Origin of the sequence: Hahella ganghwensis DSM 17046 (assembly GCF_000376785.1) — a bacterium.
GTDB lineage: Bacteria > Pseudomonadota > Gammaproteobacteria > Pseudomonadales > Oleiphilaceae > Hahella > Hahella ganghwensis.
On record NZ_AQXX01000140.1, the window covers coordinates 35,503 to 54,893 of the forward strand.

Here is a 19,391-nt window from a genome sequence, read left to right on the forward strand (position 1 = left end):
CCCGGTTTCACTCGTGTTTATGATTTCAAGACTCGCATTTACTACTTGACGACAATCACACCCTTGGCATCAGGCAAATGGAACTCATCAAAAAACTCATACTCACCCGGCTTCAAGGGATTAATGACAACAAACGAAGTCACCCCCGGCCCCAGAACTTTTTCGAGGCGAAGCCGCAGGCTCTCGAACTCCGCAGCGGACTGACCTGTATTGCGGATCACCACTTTGACGCGAGTCCGGGCCGGAACTTCCAATCGATCCGGAATCAGCTGTCCATCCCGCATTTCCAGTTCAATTTCAGGCAAGGCGGCAGATGCCTGGCCACATAAACCAGCCAACAGAATGATCAGCACCAATAGAGGGCGTATCATGATGATCAGTACCCCCCTTTCTTGCCGATCCCCGCATAGACAAAGTCATATTCCACCTTAAAGGGTGCAAACCACTCCATCACACCGGTTTCCCGATCTATGTGCCGCATAAAACTCATTCCATGGGTCACAGGTGGCTTGATGGTGTAGGTCAGATGATACTTCCCCGGCCCGTTCAATTTTACGTTAGCACCGTAGTGGGGGCCGTCGCTGGCAACCATCGGATGGAATTCGCCAGAAATCGCCTTATCTTCACCCTGTTTACGTAGTTCGAACTCAATTTCCAGATAAGGCACCCAACTTCCAATGACCAGTCCATTGGGGTTGTCTTCCAGTGCCTGGATGTCAGCTTCAAGGTGGATATCCGCATCCTTGGCCAGTAATCCCATGGCTGGCTCCATCACCACAGGCTGCAGATAAACTGCTGCGATCTCCAGTCCATGGGCTTCCTGCGGCTCGCCGATGGGATATTCCAGCGCCGATACTGAAGGGGATAACATCAGCAAGGCAGCTGGAGTCAGGGCAAAGTAGAACCTATTCAAGTTCGAACGCATGTCAGTACCTCTCATCACATTTCAATTAATGAGAATCATACTTATTTGCATTCTTAGGAGATTGACTTACATCAAGTGAGAGAGTTTCAGCTATCCTGTTTTACATACATACCGGGAGTGTGACCGTAGGCACGCTTGTAGGCCGTTACAAAATTCGAGGTGTGACGATAACCGGCAAGGAAAGCGGCCTCGCCAATGCTCAGCTCCTCCCGATTCAGGGCCGTACGAGCCAGCTCCAGTTTTCTCTGCCGCATATAATTGACGACCGTCTGGCCGTATCGCTGCTTAAACTGACGTTGCAGCGTGCTCACACTCATGCCAGCCTGGGTCGCCACATCATCAAGACTGACGATACTCTGAAGGTTCGCGTCAATGTATTCCTTCGCACTCTCAACTCGACCGCAACCCGGCCCCCTGTATGATTGATCGACAATTTGCGCGATCGCACTCCCTAGAATATCCAGGGCACGGCTCTCCACAAACAGGTTCTGCAACAAGGGAGTGGTTGGTTGTGGATAAAGAATTTGCTCGGACAACTCTGCCAATCGCGCTGAGGCCTGCCACTGCCAGTACCGGTGAGGTTCTGTAAACAGGCAGGAGACTTCTTTCTGTGACAATAGACAGTCTCCAAACTGTCGTTCCAACCAGCCCTGATCCACGGATATATTCACTTTGCGTAGATAACGCCCCTGACGCAGACAACGCCTGATTTGATATGGCTCTTGCGCCGCAATGGCAAAGCCGTAGGTCTTTGGCCGGGTTTCAGTGTGGATATACTGATGTCGAGAGTTCAACCAGAACTCAATCTCGCCTCCCAGGATGATCGAGACAGTTAACCCCGGAGGTTTCTCAAAAACCGTGTCCAGGCTGGTCAGTTCCATTACATCATTGGCGTGTACCAGCATGCCGGAGGCGTACCTCGCCATGATGTATTTCCCATCCATCATCTGACTGGTTGGGGGAAGATCCCGGGTCTGAACACTTGGGTATACGGCATTCTGTGCTGCTGAGTTTCCTGAATCACAGACAACATCAGCCCCCATCACCATTGGCGATCTCTCATAGCAGTTTGACGATTTCTCATAACAGTTACTTCAGCACGAATTGTCCACTTTTTATATCATAAATGTAAATCAATCTCATTAAGATTTGCCCCCCCCCTGAAAGTATCCTTTCTTTTGCGTGTCAGTTTTGAGGCAGTTATGAAACAAACGAACATGAAACGAGTTGTCAGTGCCGGCCTTCTGGGTTCTGGTATCTGTCTGGGGGTTCAGGCAGACGACACCATTACGCTTGATCCCGTGGCAGTATGGGCGACCGAAGTCCAGGCCAGTTCCGTACACCTTGATGGCGAAGCCATCGATAGCAAGCAGGCCGATCATATCAGCGATCTGCTACGGACGATTCCCGGTGTTGATGTCGGGGGAGCTCACTCATTGAATCAGCGGATTACGATCCGCAGCATGGACGATAAAGATCTTAAAATCAGCATCGACGGAGCCAACCAGAACACCTATATGTACCACCATATGGGAAATCTGCAGATCAACGCGAACATCCTTAAATCTGCAGAGATTGAGGTGGGTAACAACTCTGTTGTCAACGGAGGACTCGGCGGAACGATACGATTTGAAACCAAATCGGCAAGTGAATTGTTGCGCCCAGGGCAACAATTTGGCGCTCATGTACAGGCGACTTACGCCACCAATGCCTCAGAAAGTTATTCCGTCACAGGTTATGGGCAAATCACAGAAAGCGTTGATGTACTTGGCTACTACAATCTGATCCAGCGAGATAATTACAAAGTCGGGCGTGGCGAAATTCTCGATGCTGACGGCAACTCTGTCGATGGAACTGATGGAGAAGTCCGGGGACTGGAAGGCGAGCTTGATGATGCCCTGCTAAAGTTCGGCTGGGACATCACTCCGGGACAGCGTATTACACTGGGGTACGAAACCTACAAGGACGAGGGTGATTACAGCTATCGGCCGGATATGGGCATAGCCACAGATCTCGCGATTGCCAACAGCCTGATGGTTCCACTCACCTACCCGACGGAGTTTACCCGCGACACCCTCACGCTGAATCACGACATTGAACTCGGCGAAACCACCCTGGTGAAAACCACACTTTTCCGTAACGAAAGTTATCTGCGGCGGGATGAAACCGGGTTCTCGTCGTCTCCGGTTTTCTCAGCATTCGCAGGAATCGTGGAAGGCGAAGCCAGCAACACCGGTCTGAGTGTTCTCGCCAATACCCCGATAGAGAGTAATAACACGCACGAGCTCACCTACGGCGTGGAATATATTCAATACGATACCGACTACTCCGCCCGATACACTAACGGCAATTCCGACGACTCCAGTGAGGAGGCCGTTAATGCCGCTGTCTTTATTGAGGACCGTATCGGTTTTGACAACAATGTCTCGGTCATACCCGGGGTTCGATACAACCATTACGACATTGATTCGACAGTCGTCGATGATACTTTTACAAAAGTCACAGGTGCCCTGGCTATTGAATATGAACCAACACAGGAAGTGCTACTGAGAGCCAGTTCAACCCAGTTGTTCAAAGGTCCTGAAATCGGAGAGGTATTTACCGGCGCGGGACTTGGAGATACCCCAAATCCGGATATCGAGGCAGAAACAGGGTTTAACCATGAGTTATCCGCAGCCTATCAAAAGGTGGTAGGTCGTGATCGCTTTCATACCGGCATCACGTTATTCCAGACCGATATCAATGATTACATTTACGACTACGCATCCACAGCCACTTTTACTGGCAAGGACAATATTGGAGACATGCAGATCCGCGGGTTTGAGGCCTACTTCGGCTTTGACGTGAATCAGTTGAACGTCCTTTTCACCTACTCCAGAGCCCGTAGCGATCTTTCCGCATTCGATGAATATTCATCGCTTGAAGGCGCCAGACTGGACAGACAACAAGGTGATACCATCAGCATTCTGGCAGACTATGCCATCCCGGAATCCGGCCTGACATTGCATTGGGATATGCTAAGAGTTGCCAAAGTAGAAGCTGCCCTGGACCTGGATGGTGCGACCAAGGACAACAGCAAGGATGCCTATATGGTTCATAATATCGCCGCACGCTGGACTCCCGCAGAAGTGGAAGGTCTTACCCTGACACTGGGAATCGACAACTTGTTTGACGAGTACTATGCATCTCAATCTTCCAGAACCGGCTTGTCCTTCCATCCAAGGTTTGGCGACCTGTATCTCCAGGATTACGAACCCGGCCGCAATTTCAAAGTGACTGTGGGCTATCAACTTTGAGGCCCAAAAACAATTCACTATAACGAATTAATTAAACGGCTCACCCTCAGGGTGAGCCTTTTGTCGTTGGAGACTCAAGCAGATGTTGCTTCGTACTTTTATATTTCTGGCGGCCTGGCAATTGGCACAGCCAACACTGGCCAGCCAAGTGGATATTACTGATATCAGCGGGCGTAGTGTCACACTCGAAAAGCCGGTGGAGCGGTTCGTTGTCAGTGAAGGACGCTATGTTCTGACCTTGGGCCTGTTACTGCCGGATCATCCCATTCAGGGCCTGGTGGGAATGATGCAACCGGTTTCATGGACCTATCCGGATCTGGAGAAACAACTAAAGGCCCGATACCCGGAGTTCTCGGAAGTCGCCATTTTCGGGGGACAGGATCAGTCTAGTGTGTCTGTGGAAAAAATCATCGACCTGAAACCTGAGGTTGCGATATTCGGCATCCAGGATCATGGTCCGGGTGCGAAAAATGCAGAACTGCTCAACCAACTGGAAGCCGCAGGCATCAAAGTAGTTTTCATCGATTTCCGAATGGACCCTTTACAGAACACCATTCCCTCACTGGAGATTCTGGGCAAATTATTCAATGCAGAATCCCAGTTATCCGGATATCTCGAATACTACCGCCAGCAAAAAGCACTGATACAGCAACGTGTCAGCAAAGTCGAGCAGCGCCCCAGAGTCTTTATCCAGGCCCACCCCGGTCGATTTGAGTGCTGCGTGGGAATGGCTGACGGTATGCTGGGTCCTTTCGTTGAATTTGCCGGAGGGATCAACATTGCCGATGCCGTGGCTCCGGGTCCGACGTCACGACATACCATGGAGTTCTTATTGATCGAGAACCCGGATATCTGGATCGGCACCGCCTCCGGCACACCTGAGGATGTCAGCAGTGGCAAGAATATCGTGGCCCTGGGAGCCGGACTTTCCCGGGATCAGGCCCGGCAGAGCCTAAACCGTTTCCTGTCTGATGCCTCGTTTCAGGCGTTGGATGCCGTAAAGCAGCAACATGCCTACGCGATCTGGCATGACTTTTACAACTCCCCTCTGAATATCGTCGCTCTGCAGGCTTTTGCCAAATGGCTCCATCCCGGGGAGTTTCAGGACACAGACCCCAATCAGAGCCTGCAGTATATCTTTCAGCACTACCTTCCCTTTGAATGGAAAGGAACAGCAATTATTGGGAACAGTCTGTAAATCATGCATACCGTTACTCTGCAAACCCACTATCATCATGTTTTTCGCCGGCGGGCACTGATACTGATAGCGCTGGCTGTCGCACTGGTGCTCACCCTGATGCTGGATCTTTCTGCCGGTCCGGCCAGCCTCTCAATATCGGATATCCTGAGCGGCTTGCTTAACCCTGAAAACCTTGAGCTGCGACACCGAATCATCCTGTTTGAAGTGCGTTTACCTGACGCCCTGATTGCCCTTGCCGTCGGCGCAGCACTGGGTCTGTCGGGAATTGAAACTCAGACGGTTCTGAATAACCCTCTGGCCAGCCCTTTCACACTGGGGATATCATCCTTCGCAGCTTTTGGCGCCAGCATTGCCATCATATTCGCCCCCAGCCTGCCATGGCTCGGTCACACCGCCATGCTTCCCTTATTTGCTCTGCTTTTTGCCTTGTTATGTGGCGGGCTCGTGCTCACTTTTTCACAAATGCTGGGGGGGAATCGAGAGAATATTGTATTAATTGGGATCGCCCTATTTTTTCTGGGTGAAGCCCTCACCTCTGCCATGCAGTATGTAGGCAACGCCGAGGCCGTCCAGGAAATCGTCTTCTGGAGCATCGGCAACCTGACCAAAGCCGGGTGGACGGAAGTGATCGTGGTAACTCTTTGCTTTTTCCTGATCCTGCCTTTCAGTATGCGTCATGTATGGGTGATGACGCTGTTACGCGCAGGCGAAGCACAAGCACAAAGCCTGGGCCTGAATATTCGCCGTATACGGTTCTTTGTGATCCTGCGGGTCTCTATTCTGTGCGCCTTCGCCATCTGCTTCGTTGGTGTGATCGCTTTCGTGGGACTGGTCGGACCTCATATTGCCAGGCTGTTGCTGGGTGAAGATCACCGTCTGCTGGTATCCGGCGCAGCTCTGTGCGGTGCCCTGCTACTTTCGTTGGCCAGCTTTTTGTCAAAAGCCCTGATGCCTGGTGTCATTATTCCGGTGGGCATTCTGACAGCAATTATCGGCGTTCCGGTTTTTGTCCTGCTGATCGCTGGCAAGAGGAGACGACCATGAATCGTTTGCGCGTCAAAAATCTGAATGTCTTCTATGGCAAAACTCAGCGGCTCTTCGATGTTCAACTTCCAGACCTGGAGGATGGGGACATATTGGGCCTGCTTGGTCCTAACGCTGCTGGCAAGTCCACGTTGATGCGGGCATTGTCCGGTGTACAGAAACATCAGGGGCAAATCATTTATAAAGACAATCACCAAGGTGACATTCCCCTCTCAGACTGGCATCGGGAAGTGGCTTATATGCCACAGACTCCGCCACAGGAATCATCCTTACTCCCCTTTGAGTTGCTTTGGAGTGCTGCCAGGGCACTGAACCTGACCACATCAGATCAGAAGCTCGCAAAAAAGATAGAGCTGCTATTCAAACGACTCGGACTGGCGGAGTCCGCGATGTCACCCATGTATTCATTATCCGGTGGTAAAAGACAACTGGTGGGACTGGCACTGGCATTGATCCGCAACCCCTACATGCTATTACTGGATGAACCCACATCGGCCCTGGATCTGCATTGGCGTATGATCGTACTGGATCTTGTTCACGAAAGGGTTAACCGGCAGGACGGTATCGCAATCGCTGCGCTGCACGATCTGGAACTGGCCGCCAGATACTGTAATAAGTTGGTGCTTTTAGCTCATGGAAAAGTGGTCGCTTCCGGCCCGGTTAGCGACGTGCTCACAGCAGACAACATTGCAGCCGTCTTCAAGGTCAAGGCCAAGGTTGAGCCTGGTGAACTGGGTTACCCGATTATCCAGGTATTGGAACCGATGCTGTGATCAGTTGCCACTGCAATCGATTCGGCGCAATGCCGGATCTTGCTCGGCTATCATTCGGAACATCATGAATGATTCCCATCACTTTGAATCTGGAGTGTCCATCTCGTCCATGATTCGGTGACGCTCAGCATGGTAGGCTTCTTCATCAAAAGTGTCTTTCCAGTAGGGCACAGCGTAAATCATGTGACGGGGAACCTTCTTCTGGTTAAGCGCGAAGTCACGAATCGCCACAACCTGGGAATTTTCACCCGCGAGCATGATCGAAGGAATCCCCGGCAACCAGTCAATCTGGCTGACCGTCCGGATCAGACAATCACTCTCACCCGGAGTCATATTCCCTCTGATTAACCAATGCAGCTCGATTCCAGCAGGATGCTGAAAATCCAGAATCTCCTCCTGGTTGGCCACCTCCAGCAACGCATGCCCCCTCGCATCATCAGGCAGGTTTGCCAGCGCTGCAGCCAGGGCCGCAAAGGCACTGGGATCTGCGACAAGTAAATACCAGTCCGCACCAGACTTAACCCTGTCCGGACCACCCGGGCCGGCTAACCCTACCGTATCTCCCGGCCTGGCACTTCTGGCCCAATCCGACCCCGGACCAGGCGCCTCGTGAATCACAAAGTCAACATCAAGCTGCCCGATATCCGCGTAATACCGGGCAACAGAATATGTGCGAACAATCGGCCTCTCACCATCGGCCGGCCACACAATCCCGTTTTCAGAGAGCGTCGGTAATACAGGTATCTTCTGGTGAGGCTGGGGAAACATCAACTTGATATGGGCCCCATCGGAATGGTCAGGAAACCCGGATAAGGCATCGCCATGAAGCGTCACCCGTTTCAGAGTAGGAGACAACATTTGAGTCGCTTTGACTTGCAATAATCTAGGGGGCGAACGACGGGGTGCAGCGGCCATTTAAAATCCAGTCTTAAGTCACATAATACTGACAGGAATTATAAATGATAATTATTATCAATTTAATGAGAAACAACGCCGTAAAGGCATTTTCTATTGGATGCACGACTATCGATCGAGAGAAATACGATCTATCGTGAATTCTGGGAGCTATCGAGAATTCCGGGACTTGGCAAAAAAACTACACGGCAGATTTTCAGAACAGGAAAACTGCATACCTGTATTCATGCCCATCATTTATGCCTATCCTGCAGCGGACGTGGAAACACTCAAAACCATGAAAACCAGTAACACAGCCAACGCCGAAATTTCCGGCAGACCAGGACGAATATTCTTGCACTTACGCAGGAATCGATTGCCATGTCTATATGATGTCGATTCCAACGGAGCAGGCCTCATCCATGTATAGTTATTCTGTTCCATTTTATATTTCATCCTATTCCCTAAGTTTTCCTGTGAAAAAATAAAGCGGCATCCTTGCCTAGACGTCCATCCCTGCAGTTCGTCAGTCGTCCCTCTTACGTAGGTAATACCTTCTCGCACGGGTAAAAATTCTGTATCAGGGACGATGTGAATAGATCTTATTGATAATCATTCTCATTTGCAATACTTTAAATGAAAAATATTTCTCCATTGATATAACGCAATTTCTGCCATGATCCGACCTTGACACCCACATACGCTAATGATAATTATTCTCAACAAGAAAATCATCGTCGCTCACGCAGAGGAATGCTCATGCCTCATAACTCGGTTACTCCTCCTCCGATAGAGGTACTTAAGATGCAGCTAAGCTTTCAGTTGCGCAGCTACCTTCGCCAGCACACCGACCTTACCGCAAGGCGTATTGTCCTATTGCTCGAATCAATACTGACCCATCCAGACAACCTGGACCCTTACCAGGAGGTCTGTGGCTATCACAAAATGTTGTTGCAGTGGAGAGCGATGGCTTGCTGCGCTTCAAATTCCTGACCAGGGCACTGATCATACTTCTCTCCTGCTGCCAGTCTTCTCACATCCATTTTCATACTCTGGTTTTTTCCTCCATAGCTTGACTCCCTGTAGTTCCTGTATTCCCTGGCAGGCCATGAGACTTTGGCTTGCGCATTGAGGCTGATCCAGACGCACTTTGACGACTAATAACAGACATTCTCATTTGATAATGATTATTGACATCATTTAATTTTAGTTTGATGATAACGATTCTCATTTGCCAACAACCTTTCTTTCGCTAATTAACCGTCGAGTGAACCCGTGAAGAAGCAAATCTCCTTGCTGATGTTCTCCCTGGCCACAATGACCAGCCCAGGTCTGATGGCAGATAATCTACCTACAACAGACCCTCAGGCAATGAACCCTGTGGTGGTAACTGGCACCCGATCAGAAAAACTCTTGTCTGATTCTCCAGTGAAAACAGAAGTCGTCTCACGTCAGGACATCCAGTCCAATCATGCCAGAGACGTCAAAGAAGCTCTGGAAGATGTTCCTGGTCTGCTGCTTAAGCGCATTCACCGTAAAAGCGGATACGAAGTCTGGATGCAGGGGCTGGACAGCAACCGGGTCAAAGTTCTTATTGATGGTGAACCCGTCGCCGCCAGTACAGGTTCAACCGTCGATGTGACCCAGATCAGCAGTCTGAACATAGAACGCATCGAAGTGGTGAAAGGTGCCACTTCTGCCCTGTACGGCAGCTCTGCCATGGGTGGTGTGATCAACATTATTACCCGTCCGGCAGAACAGGGAGTTCATTATGAAGCCCTGGCGGAAGCCGGAAGTTTTGGGGAAGACAATCCTGGCGAAAGATCCGCAGAGATCGCCACCGGTCGCGCCAGCGGCCGTATCAGTATCGGCAATCCTCAGTGGTATAGCGCTCTTAATATCGATGCCCGCACCAGCGAGGGATTTGATGCCACACCCGGAACCTGGACCACACAAGGGGCTGAGGGTGAACGATTCGCCTTGAAAGGAAGCTTCGGGTGGACGCCTGATCAGCAACAACGTTACGAGGTCTATGCAGATTACTACCGGGAAGATCTGACTAATCAGATCACCGCCTATACGGGCGGCAAGGCGATCTTCAAACTTAAAGAGGAAGAGGCAGATCGAATCCGGCTTGGCAGTCGTTTCAATATTGACAGCACCAGCGGTGAATGGAGTGGCAGCCTGTTCCACGAAAAGTTTGAAGACGAAACCTATCAGGATGTCATAGCCACGCCAGAGAAAGAGGATCGGCGATCAGCGGAAATTGAAACCCAGCGCGCCACGCTGAATTGGTCGCATCAGGTATGGGAAGCACATTACCTGACCAGCGGGTTGGAATATTTTCGCGAGACACTGGAGCAATACAAAGAGGATACAGCCGAAGTCTCCCCGGGTACTGATCGTCAGAGCTTTGAGTGGCTTATTCAGGACGATGTTTTTCTCACCGAAAATCTGGAAATAGTGCCGGGACTACGATTACAGCATGACAGTGACTTCGGCAACTACGCAGCCCCCAAACTCAACCTGCGTCAGGAAATCTCAAAAGTGGACGAGTGGGGCCTGTTCGTACGCGGCGGTGTCGGTCGGGGGTATCGGGTCCCCAACCTTAAGGAACGACACTACACCTTCGATCACAGCCACATCGGTTATGTGGTACTGGGAAATCCTGACCTGGAGCCGGAATCCTCCAACAGCTTCCAGTTGGGTTTCGGCGCCAATAACGGCAAGGGAGCCTACGTCGACCTCAACTTTTTCTACAACGACATTACTGACCTGATTGAAACCGCCTTCAGTCAGGAACGAAAAGATAGCCGGGGTGACGGCGTCGCAGTATACAGCTACATCAATGTCGCTGAAGCCGAAACCCGTGGTGTGGAGCTAAGTGCGGCCTATCCTTTCAACCCCACCTGGCGGGTTCATGGGGGCTACACCTATATGGAAAGTGAAGACAAGCGAACGGGTCTCGCACTAATCAAACGTCCGAAACACCAACTCAAAGCAGGCGTGAAATACCGCCACCAGGAATGGGGAACGGAACTTGTCCTTAATGCGGTCTACCAGAGCGAAGAGTTCACTGACGAAGCCAATACCCTGGAATCTCCTGACTGGACCACTATGGATATCAAGTTGAACCAACCCATTTATAGCCAACTCACCGTGTTCGGTGGTATCGACAATATTACCGACACACAGAGGGACTTTTCTCAGGCAGACAGGGATATGAGGCCTGAAGAGGGTCGCTTTTTCTACCTCGGCCTTCGCATAGAAGGCTGAGAGATGTATCAAAAACCGCAATCAAAAAAACGAATAGAAGGTAGATAACAATGGAAAACATCAATCATCGTTTTCCCTCCAAACTTACTCACTACCTGGCAGCAGGTAGTTTGGCCAGCATTATCACACTGACCGGTTGCTCCAGCGGCAATTCAACGCCACCCGAAGAGAGTCATTCTGACAGCGATCTCTACACATCAGCGGTCATTGACGCCAGCTCCAATGAAAATTACACCTACTACAACCTGGAGACAGGTCAGACAGTTGCCCTCACCGACGCTCAGGCTGCGACTTCTGATGCTTGGCATATCGCTTTCAGACGCCTATCGGTCAAACTGAATGGAGGTTCATCCGGCTCTGGAAATGTCCGTGGGGCACTGGCAGCCACACAAGATGATTTCTATAACGATGGTGAACCGAATGCCAATGTGTTCCTGAATGCGACAACCGATTCAGAAGAAGAACATTTGCTGGCAGATGTGGACACCGGCACACTGACTTTTCAGGCGGATTCCCAGAGCAGTGCCATTGCAACTTCCGGCACTGTGAGCGGAACGACCATGGACATGGGCTGGTATAACTATAACAGAGTCACCCATGGCATCAGCGTTAACACAGATAATGCCTGGCTATTGCGATCCAATTCAGGCGACAGCTACGCACGCTTCCATGCTTCAGACCTGACTTATACTCCCGGTGGAAACCTGGATGTTACCTTCGACTTCGATGTCCAGAGCGACGGCGACACCACATTTAACGGTACAGCCACGTTCAATGCCTCGGTTCCAGTCAGTGGTGGCAGTGCCTGTTTTGACTTTGATACCGATACCGAGGTGGATTGCGCCACTCAAACCAGTTGGGATCTTAAACTGGAAATTGACGGACGTGACTGGAATCTGTGGACCAACAGTGGCGTATCCGGCAACGGCAACGGTGGCGCTCTTGGTGACCCATACACCTATGCAGAACTCTTCGATGATGCCCAATACGACAATGCGACTTCACCTACCGGCCAAGGTGGACATGATATCCGCGGATATTACAGCATTGATTCCAGCGCCGGGGTTTTTGAAGAAAATAGCTGGTACGCCTATAACCTCTCCGGTCAACACAAAATCTGGCCCAACTTCCGGGTTTACGTGATCGATACAGATGCCACAAATGAGGCCTCTTCCAAATATAAACTACAGATCACCAACTACCACTCAGAGGGTGGCGCAAGCGGACATCCCAACATCCGTTTTGTCGCCATTGAAGAGACTGAAGAGTAAGCCGGAGAAAAGAGAATGAATATGGTATTGGAACAACCAACAGACCTGAAATCCGCCTGGGCAGCCTTACGCGAGGAACAGCCCAAACTGAGAATCAGAAATGCCGCGCGGGAACTGGGTGTTTCCGAGCTGGCGTTGTTACTCACCGAACTGGAACAGGATGTCACGCCACTGACGACAGAGTTTGGCGACATGTTGATTGCGCTGGAGTCAGTGGGTCGGGTCATGGCCCTCTCCCGCAATGACCAAGTGGTCCATGAGCGCCATGGGGTGTACACAGATTTCAAGGTTGGAGGCAGTGGCGCAATGGGCCTCTGCCTGGGAGAAATTGATCTGCGGACTTTCCTCAAACACTGGCGCTATGCGGTTGCTGTAATGGACCGTCCAAAGCACCCGCTAGACAATGAAGGCAGACCCATTGAAGGGCGGCAGAGCATTCAGTTCTTTGATTGCGAAGGTGAGGCGATTCATAAAGTCTATGCAACCAGCCATACAGATATGGCAGCCTGGAAACAATGGGTTGAGCGATTCCGGGCGCCGTCTCCAGTCAGATTTGAACCCGAAACAAGAGCACTTCCCGGGTATCCGAGTACCGGCCAGGTCAGTCAGCAAGAGATTCGCGAACCCTGGTCTGCCCTCCAGGATGTGCATCATTTCAACGCTATGCTCAACAAACTCGGTATCGATCGTCTCGAAGCTCTGTCACTGGTTGGTGAGGATTATGCTCTGCCACTCCCCGTCAACACGATCGAACATGCATTGACACTGGCTTCAGAACAAAAGCAATCCCTCATGGTGTTCGTCGGCAATCATGGCATTGTCCAGATTCATACCGGTCAGGTTAATCGGCTTTTAAGGACAGGCCCTTGGTTCAATGTTCTTGATCCGGATTTCAATCTGCATCTGAATACGGATGAAATTGTCAGTTGCTGGGCGGTGCGCCGCCCCACGAGTGACGGTATCGTCACTTCCATAGAATGCTTTAACGCCGACCGCCAACTGGTACTAACCCTCTTTGGAGAACGAAAACCCGGACTGGAAGAACTGGAAACCTGGAGGCAACTCGTCGATACAGTGAGCGCAAACAACTCCCATGCACAATCAGATCAACAGTCACCCAATCAAGAGGACTCAGCATGATCTTGGCATTGTCGCGTGGATTAAGCCTCCTGCTGGCAACCCTCTTTCTCCTGGATACCTCCCAGAATGCTTTTGCAGCGGACGAGGAAGCATCATTGGTGAATGAAGCAGTCGCCTCCAGAGTGATCTCGATTGGCGGAGCGCTGACAGAAACGATTTACGCCCTAGGTCGTGAAGAGGTGCTGATAGCCAGTGATATTACGAGTTATTTTCCAGAAGCTGCAGCCAGTCTTCCCAAAGTAGGTTATCAAAGGGCCTTGTCCTCCGAGGGAATTCTTTCACTCAAACCGGACTTGATTCTCGCCAGTGAAGAAGCCGGTCCCTTATCCGTCGTTCAACAGATTCAGTCCACGGGAATACGCTGGGTCACGCTTCCCACGCCTGAATCTCTGGATGATGTTTACCAGAATATTGAGCAACTCGGTGCAATATTGGGCGCCAGGAACAAGGCCAATTCCCTGGTTGAGGATATCAAAAAGCAGGCATCTGTCCTGCAACAACATATCAACCATCAGGAAGGTTCCTCTCGAATCCTCTTTGTACTCCAGCATACGGGAGGCGCTCCTATGGTCGCGGGATCCAATACTTCAGCGCATCGAATTATAGAACTGGCGGGAGCCCGGAATGCACTGGAGGAAGTAGAAGGTTATAAACCGATGACACCGGAAGCGGTGGTCCAGGCACGTCCGGATCTGATCCTGACAACCCGGATGGGACTTGATCAGGTGGGGGGTGTTGAGGCCATGCTCGGAATTCCGGGTCTGGCGCTCACACCGGCCGGAAGACAGCAACGTGTCGTTGCCATGGACAGCCTGTTACTGCTCGGATTCGGACCCAGAACCGTATCAGCCGCTGAACAGTTGCATCAACACTGGATTAACTAATGGCGTCCACCACCCTGTCCCGGTTTTCCGCACCCCAGGTATGGTTCATCCTGCTGTTGCTTCTGCTGGTCACCGTTGTTGTCGCCGTGGGCCAGGGGGCGTATTCAATCTCCTGGCAACAGCTGCTTCCCTGGAACCTCCAGAATCATTGGGAGGCAGTAGTACAAGACGGCATTATTGTCTGGCATATACGTCTCCCCAGAATACTATTGTCAGCTTTGGTAGGAGCCGCACTGGCCATGGCCGGTTCTGCGCTGCAGGGGTTATTTCGCAATCCCCTGGCAGACCCCGGTCTGATCGGCATTTCCGGTGGGGCCGCCCTGGCAGTCAGCATGACCATTGTTCTGTTGCCCTGGAGCATGGGTTACATGGGGCTTTACGCGCTGAGTATCTCCGCTTTTATCGGTGGGCTGATGACTTGTATGGTGATTTTCAAGATCGGAAAAATAGGCTCCATGACCAGTGTCGGCCACCTGATTCTGGCAGGTGTGGCGATCAATGCCCTGGCGATGGCCGGCGTCGGGCTGATGACATTTCTCAGCGACGACCAACAGATGCGTACTCTGAATTTCTGGATGCTTGGGAGCTTTGGCGGGGCATTGTGGCCCGCTGTACTCATGCAGCTCACAATCACCCTGCCAGCCGGTTGGCTGCTATGGCGTCAGTCCAAAGCGTTAAACCGCCTGCTCCTGGGAGAGGAGGAAGCACGCTTTCTGGGCACCGATACGGAAACCCTCAAAAACAGGGTGGTGACATTATCTGCTCTGCTGGTAGGGGCATCAGTGGCAGTATCCGGTATTATCGGATTTGTCGGGTTGGTGGTCCCTCACCTGATCAGACTGCTTTGGCGAGCCGATCACCATATCTTAATTCCAGCCTCTGCGCTGCTTGGAGCAAGCCTGATGGTGTTGGCAGATACCCTGGCACGGACTCTGGTCATCCCGGCGGAAATACCGGTTGGCATTGTTACCAGTCTGGTGGGTGGCCCCTTTTTCCTCTGGTTGTTAATGAAACCTCACACAGGGATGAGACATGATTGAAGCACATAAACTCGCGGTTAAGCGGGGGCAACAATACCTCCTGCAAAATGTAGATTTTTCATTGGCCCCAGGCGAAGTGGTCATGCTGCTGGGCCCCAACGGTGCGGGTAAAACAACCTTGTTACGCTCAATGACCGGTCAGACTGAACCGGATGAGGGTGAAGTGCTGTTGGATAAGCAACCTATACAACTGATTCCATTGTCTCAACTCAGCCTGCGACGTGCCGTTGTTTCCCAGTCTGTCCACCTCAGCTTTCCGTTTACCGCCCTGGAAGTCGTACTGATGGGAGTGCAGGTGCAGAACAGGACAGAAAAAACCTCCGTTTCCTTACAAGACCAGAGATCACTGGCAACCCGTGCCCTTGTCGACATGCAGGTCGAGCATCTGGCGGACAGAATGTTCCCGGAACTCTCCGGCGGTGAACAGCAGCGCGTGCACATCGCCCGGGCTCTGGTGCAGCTGTGGACCGGAAATCAGGACCACTCCCAATTCCTGTTCCTTGATGAACCCACCTCGGCGCTGGACCTCAAGTATCAAGTTCATGTTCTGCATTATCTACGGGAGCTTGCTCTGCAGGATGTCGGCATCTGCTGTGTTATACACGATCTGCAATTGGCCGCCCTTTACGGAGATCGTCTGGTGGTCATGAAAAGCGGCAACATTGAAGCGGAGGGTCGATCAGAGGAATTAATCAACCCTACCCTGCTCAAGAACATCTATGAGGTCAACAGCCACATCCTGCGTCATCCGGAGACTGACAAGCCGTTGGCAATCGTCGGCTGACATGCCCCTGGAGACTTTTTGCCAAGGTCAGTCTGTATCCCGATATTACCGAACTCTACCGGCTCGTTTATCGGATATCCCTGAGAACCCATTTTTGGCTTTGCGCATGCTGCTGAATCTCATGATGTTCAAACCAGATGGGCCGCAGACTCACTTGCTCTGAGTAATGCTCTGTCTGATCAACGTAATAGGGTGATGCTGGATTGGTCGCCTGGGAAAAACTCAATAGGCCCCTGGCTTTCGGTCCCCTCCGAGTGTATTCCATTGCCAACATCCAACTCGAGCCGTACGTAATATGATACCCCTCACCGACAGCACTTATCTGAGAGCCCTCCAAAGGAGGATAGCGGTGACGGGGGAGCAACGTACCATCATTTTCGAGATTTGCCCTGAAGACGTTAAATCCACCTTCGATATTATTCGCACCGGCCCAAGGTAGTTTATGACCTGTCGGTGAGCCGTCCAGTTGGCTTCGTTCTACAAACTGAACTTCCCCCAAAGTTGCATCCAGAGGCAAACCGGCAGCCTCTATTTTGACCATTGCGGAAGCCAGGTGTTCCAGCACTGTCTGTCCGGCTTTCAACCCACTCGGGGTATTCACCGGGTCATCAGGATTAAACTCATTAAGCCACTGAGGCTGACGATCAAAGGCCTCGGCAAATTCCCTGAACAAATGAGCGCCCCGGCTATCGAGGTTCATCAGCCCATCCCATTGGGCAAGGGCCTGACACCCGGAAACCAGATTGACCGCACCACTATCAATGATGACCGGCGTCGAACCCTGGCTTTCACACAGGATCAGCACGTCTTCCAATATTGCTTCACCAAGATAATTGCGATTACTGAGCAGAGCCTCTTGTTCCAGCTCTTGCAGAGAGAAACGCTGATTTTCACCGGCAGCATCCTGCAGCAGCTTTTGCCCCATACGTGAACGCAGTGTCTGAGGGTTGTTTACCTTGCCATAAAGTGTGGAATAACCCGTCAATGGTTCACTGGGATTCGTCAGCCAATAGCTGTCGTTGGAGTTCTGGACAAAATCGTTGCGCGACAGCTTGGGCACTTTTTCATAAGGAACGGATTCGTTGAAATCAAATATCGAAGAATGCCCCGGTAAAATGGTAAATCCGGCCTGCTCTCTCAGCGCAATCAAGGTAGGATCTGTTGTCAGCGCCATTTCTGCATAGTCAGATAAATGGGGTACTGCAGAGTCATCGACATAGAAGGTATTCCCGTTACGATCCACCGCCATCGTGTTATTAAATATCATCCCGTCAAAATCTATAAATGCCTGCTGAAAGTCCTCCATATCACGCGCCAGATTTAATGCCAGCCAATGCTCAAGAATATCCAGATTGTTCTTGTTCGCATCCTTGATACTGAATGCAGAAAACTGCCCAGAGGCATCAGATCCCCAGGGCAACTTGCCGGGAACAACAATAACGGGGCCGAAATCGCTGAAAAATACATCCTTGGTAAACGGTAGTACTGTTCCCGGCTCCACGGCGACATCAATGGTCAAGGATCGACGCTCTATCGTTTTATTTTCCCCATCAACCGTATAAGTCATGCCTGAAGGATCAGCCTCATCAAGGCTCAGGCGATAGACAATAAAATGCTCTGCAAACGAGAAGGTGTGAGTCCATGCCATCTCATGGGTAAAGCCGATATTGATAATACCCGGCATACCGGTCAGGCTTGCCCCCATCACATCCATCGAACCCGGGATAGTGGAGTGAAACTGCCAGAACCGCAGATTACCTGTATGGGGAAAATGCGGGTTCGCCAATAACATCCCCTGCTGATTCTCAGTTTTATCCTTACCCAGCGCCCAACCGTTTGAACCCAACGCCATTGGATTCTTTTCGGGTAACCCGACCTGGTCCGGGTCCAGTTTCGAAAGCTGGAACCTTTCTACAGATCCAGGGCCGGTTGCGGCCATTTCAGGACTAAAGGATTCTCCTGGTGGCGCCGCTATAAATATCGGTGCTGTAAACTGGCCTGCACCTGGCAACAAAGCCACGCCTAGTGAGTAGGTCAGCAGATCCAGCTCATCAATCGGTTTCAACCAGGCCTGACCAGCACAACGTGGATCCTGCTGCTTTGTGGGCGCTGTTTCCAGATAGTGGTTATATCCCTTGGTATATCCAGATAACATTGCCCGAACACCGTCGCTCAATGAGGGAAAACCTGCCTCAGCTTCTGAGCGTATCTCCAGTGCTTTATAAGAAAAATCATTGATCAAGTTCAGGGAGTCACCCGAACCTGGATTTTGATCCGGGCCAAAATACCGGGATCTCTGGCTGTTAAACCTGATGATCTGGTCAGCCAGCAAGCAGAGGTTATCCTCGGCATAAGCATAACCGACACCAAATGAAAGACTTTCCAGATTGCCTGCCATAACATGTGGCACACCGAATTCCGTACGGGTAATTCGGGCCTTGAGTATGCCGTCTTCGTCAAACGCGATCGGGTCTTCATAACAACCCGCCAAAACGCACGAGCCGATGACAAGCATAACCAACGAGATTTTTCGATACAGGGAAGGAAAGAATTCCATAGGAGCGTCCTTTTCAATTGTGTTTTCCAGCCTCAAACAGACACATCATTACTGCTCCTGTGTGTGCCAATTAAGACTACCATAAGGCCTAAACATCAGAAATGCTCATCTATTGCCCGGCTTATTGGCAGCAAGAACACTTTGGTTGGTCTAGGGTCTGGAGACATTTCATATGAGGCCCAGTCCTGAGGGCAGGATTTGAAACGTCAACAGACTCGAGCACCCTGTCAATTAGCGCACCAATTTATTACGACTTTCATACCTCGGTCTTTTCATGTCGCCCAATGAAGAACATAATGCAGCCTT

Annotated in this window: 16 protein-coding genes; 11 read left to right on the plus strand and 5 right to left on the minus strand. The window is 51.1% G+C overall.

What is annotated here, in order from left to right; translation table 11 throughout:
• Nucleotides 1-41: 41 nt before the first annotated feature.
• From F566_RS0126885 to F566_RS0126895, 3 genes are all read right to left on the minus strand, one after another.
• Nucleotides 42-371 carry a cupredoxin domain-containing protein gene (locus tag F566_RS0126885; RefSeq protein WP_020410146.1) on the minus strand — a complete coding sequence of 110 codons (330 nt, stop codon included), beginning with the start codon at nucleotides 369-371 and terminating at the stop codon, nucleotides 42-44.
• A gap of 5 nt (nucleotides 372-376) precedes the next feature.
• Nucleotides 377-925 (minus strand): iron transporter, encoded by a 549-nt coding sequence (locus F566_RS0126890; RefSeq protein WP_020410147.1) that lies wholly within the window; start codon nucleotides 923-925, stop codon nucleotides 377-379.
• 86 nt (nucleotides 926-1,011) lie between these two features.
• Entirely contained in the window at nucleotides 1,012-1,974 is a 963-nt protein-coding gene (locus F566_RS0126895) for a helix-turn-helix domain-containing protein (RefSeq protein WP_020410148.1), read from the minus strand.
• Nucleotides 1,975-2,127: 153 nt separating this feature from the next.
• Between F566_RS0126895 and F566_RS0126900 the strand changes: the two genes are divergently transcribed.
• From F566_RS0126900 to F566_RS0126915, 4 genes are all read left to right on the plus strand, one after another.
• Nucleotides 2,128-4,221, plus strand: a complete 2,094-nt coding sequence (locus F566_RS0126900) for a TonB-dependent receptor domain-containing protein (RefSeq protein ID WP_026180351.1) — start codon at nucleotides 2,128-2,130, stop codon at nucleotides 4,219-4,221.
• Nucleotides 4,222-4,303: 82 nt separating this feature from the next.
• On the plus strand, nucleotides 4,304-5,419 hold the full coding sequence (locus F566_RS0126905) for an ABC transporter substrate-binding protein (protein WP_020410150.1): 1,116 nt from the start codon (nucleotides 4,304-4,306) through the stop codon (nucleotides 5,417-5,419).
• Nucleotides 5,420-5,422: 3 nt separating this feature from the next.
• Entirely contained in the window at nucleotides 5,423-6,466 is a 1,044-nt protein-coding gene (locus tag F566_RS0126910) for a FecCD family ABC transporter permease (RefSeq protein ID WP_020410151.1), read from the plus strand.
• A complete protein-coding gene (locus tag F566_RS0126915) occupies nucleotides 6,463-7,239 on the plus strand; it encodes an ABC transporter ATP-binding protein (RefSeq protein ID WP_020410152.1) in 777 nt (258 codons plus the stop codon). Before F566_RS0126910 ends, F566_RS0126915 begins: the two co-directional genes overlap by 4 nt.
• Before the next feature lie 78 nt (nucleotides 7,240-7,317).
• Here the strand turns inward: F566_RS0126915 and F566_RS0126920 are convergent, their stop codons facing one another.
• Nucleotides 7,318-8,154, minus strand: a complete 837-nt coding sequence (locus tag F566_RS0126920; RefSeq protein WP_020410153.1) for a siderophore-interacting protein — start codon at nucleotides 8,152-8,154, stop codon at nucleotides 7,318-7,320.
• A gap of 738 nt (nucleotides 8,155-8,892) precedes the next feature.
• Here F566_RS0126920 and F566_RS37060 point away from each other — a divergent pair.
• From F566_RS37060 to F566_RS0126960, 7 genes are all read left to right on the plus strand, one after another.
• Nucleotides 8,893-9,126, plus strand: coding sequence for a hypothetical protein (locus tag F566_RS37060; protein ID WP_157497137.1), 234 nt, complete (start codon nucleotides 8,893-8,895; stop codon nucleotides 9,124-9,126).
• Nucleotides 9,127-9,408: 282 nt separating this feature from the next.
• Nucleotides 9,409-11,409, plus strand: a complete 2,001-nt coding sequence (locus F566_RS0126935) for a TonB-dependent receptor plug domain-containing protein (protein WP_245555316.1) — start codon at nucleotides 9,409-9,411, stop codon at nucleotides 11,407-11,409.
• Nucleotides 11,410-11,459: 50 nt separating this feature from the next.
• The gene (locus F566_RS0126940) at nucleotides 11,460-12,680 is read left to right on the plus strand and encodes an HmuY family protein (protein WP_020410158.1); all 1,221 of its coding nucleotides are present in this window, start codon (nucleotides 11,460-11,462) and stop codon (nucleotides 12,678-12,680) included.
• A 15-nt stretch (nucleotides 12,681-12,695) separates the two neighbouring features.
• Nucleotides 12,696-13,820, plus strand: a complete 1,125-nt coding sequence (locus F566_RS34240; RefSeq protein ID WP_020410159.1) for a hemin-degrading factor — start codon at nucleotides 12,696-12,698, stop codon at nucleotides 13,818-13,820.
• The gene (locus F566_RS0126950) at nucleotides 13,817-14,704 is read left to right on the plus strand and encodes a heme/hemin ABC transporter substrate-binding protein (protein WP_020410160.1); all 888 of its coding nucleotides are present in this window, start codon (nucleotides 13,817-13,819) and stop codon (nucleotides 14,702-14,704) included. Before F566_RS34240 ends, F566_RS0126950 begins: the two co-directional genes overlap by 4 nt.
• The gene (locus F566_RS0126955) at nucleotides 14,704-15,744 is read left to right on the plus strand and encodes a FecCD family ABC transporter permease (protein WP_020410161.1); all 1,041 of its coding nucleotides are present in this window, start codon (nucleotides 14,704-14,706) and stop codon (nucleotides 15,742-15,744) included. The genes F566_RS0126950 and F566_RS0126955 overlap by 1 nt, the downstream gene beginning before the upstream one ends.
• The gene (locus F566_RS0126960) at nucleotides 15,737-16,528 is read left to right on the plus strand and encodes a heme ABC transporter ATP-binding protein (protein ID WP_020410162.1); all 792 of its coding nucleotides are present in this window, start codon (nucleotides 15,737-15,739) and stop codon (nucleotides 16,526-16,528) included. Before F566_RS0126955 ends, F566_RS0126960 begins: the two co-directional genes overlap by 8 nt.
• Nucleotides 16,529-16,595: 67 nt before the next feature.
• Here F566_RS0126960 and F566_RS0126965 read toward each other — a convergent pair whose 3' ends face one another.
• A complete protein-coding gene (locus F566_RS0126965; protein ID WP_020410163.1) occupies nucleotides 16,596-19,085 on the minus strand; it encodes an acylase in 2,490 nt (829 codons plus the stop codon).
• Nucleotides 19,086-19,391: the final 306 nt, after the last annotated feature.

What these genes read in the sequence shown, in the direction of transcription:
- F566_RS0126885 (WP_020410146.1), bottom strand. Translation starts at nt 371, where the DNA reads ATGATACGCCCTCTATTGGTGCTGATCATTCTGTTGGCTGGTTTATGT.
- F566_RS0126890 (WP_020410147.1), bottom strand. Translation starts at nt 925, where the DNA reads ATGCGTTCGAACTTGAATAGGTTCTACTTTGCCCTGACTCCAGCTGCC.
- F566_RS0126895 (WP_020410148.1), bottom strand. Translation starts at nt 1,974, where the DNA reads ATGGTGATGGGGGCTGATGTTGTCTGTGATTCAGGAAACTCAGCAGCA.
- F566_RS0126900 (WP_026180351.1), top strand. Translation starts at nt 2,128, where the DNA reads ATGAAACAAACGAACATGAAACGAGTTGTCAGTGCCGGCCTTCTGGGT.
- F566_RS0126905 (WP_020410150.1), top strand. Translation starts at nt 4,304, where the DNA reads ATGTTGCTTCGTACTTTTATATTTCTGGCGGCCTGGCAATTGGCACAG.
- F566_RS0126910 (WP_020410151.1), top strand. Translation starts at nt 5,423, where the DNA reads ATGCATACCGTTACTCTGCAAACCCACTATCATCATGTTTTTCGCCGG.
- F566_RS0126915 (WP_020410152.1), top strand. Translation starts at nt 6,463, where the DNA reads ATGAATCGTTTGCGCGTCAAAAATCTGAATGTCTTCTATGGCAAAACT.
- F566_RS0126920 (WP_020410153.1), bottom strand. Translation starts at nt 8,154, where the DNA reads ATGGCCGCTGCACCCCGTCGTTCGCCCCCTAGATTATTGCAAGTCAAA.
- F566_RS37060 (WP_157497137.1), top strand. Translation starts at nt 8,893, where the DNA reads ATGCCTCATAACTCGGTTACTCCTCCTCCGATAGAGGTACTTAAGATG.
- F566_RS0126940 (WP_020410158.1), top strand. Translation starts at nt 11,460, where the DNA reads ATGGAAAACATCAATCATCGTTTTCCCTCCAAACTTACTCACTACCTG.
- F566_RS34240 (WP_020410159.1), top strand. Translation starts at nt 12,696, where the DNA reads ATGAATATGGTATTGGAACAACCAACAGACCTGAAATCCGCCTGGGCA.
- F566_RS0126950 (WP_020410160.1), top strand. Translation starts at nt 13,817, where the DNA reads ATGATCTTGGCATTGTCGCGTGGATTAAGCCTCCTGCTGGCAACCCTC.
- F566_RS0126955 (WP_020410161.1), top strand. Translation starts at nt 14,704, where the DNA reads ATGGCGTCCACCACCCTGTCCCGGTTTTCCGCACCCCAGGTATGGTTC.
- F566_RS0126960 (WP_020410162.1), top strand. Translation starts at nt 15,737, where the DNA reads ATGATTGAAGCACATAAACTCGCGGTTAAGCGGGGGCAACAATACCTC.
- F566_RS0126965 (WP_020410163.1), bottom strand. Translation starts at nt 19,085, where the DNA reads ATGGAATTCTTTCCTTCCCTGTATCGAAAAATCTCGTTGGTTATGCTT.